General features: G+C 44.8%; 1 pseudogene. It reads left to right on the top strand.

What is annotated here, in order from left to right:
- A pseudogene (gene zapE / locus CIK04_RS30025) lies at positions 1-446 on the top strand (cell division protein ZapE); the annotation flags it as partial.

The raw sequence follows: 446 nt of genomic DNA, 5'->3' as shown, positions 1-446 counted from the left end.
CAACAAACGCGTTGGCAAAAATTATTAAGGCCAAACAGCCGCCAGCCAAATTGCCCCCACAAGGACTCTAATTTTTGGGGTGGTGTTGGGCGTGGAAAACGTATCTCATGGATACTTTTTTGAAGGCTTTGCCTACTCAACGCAAAATGCGCGTTCATTTTCATCGCTTTATGTATCGAGTTCACGATGAACTGAAACGGTTAGGTGATGTAGAAAATCCACTGGAAAAAGTGGCTGATGTGTTTAAGGAAGAGGCGGACATTGTCTGCTTTGATGAGTTTTTTGTTTCGGATATTACCGATGCGATGATTCTTGGTACGCTGATGCAGGCGATGTTTAGGCGTCAAATGATACTGGTGGCGACGTCGAACATTGTACCGCAAGAGCTATATCGTAATGGATTACAGAGAGCGCGCTTTCTGCCTGCTATCGCTTTGATTGAGCAA

The sequence above is a fragment of the Vibrio sp. 03_296 genome, from assembly GCF_002265885.1.
This window is presented reverse-complemented; position numbering and strand designations above follow the sequence as displayed.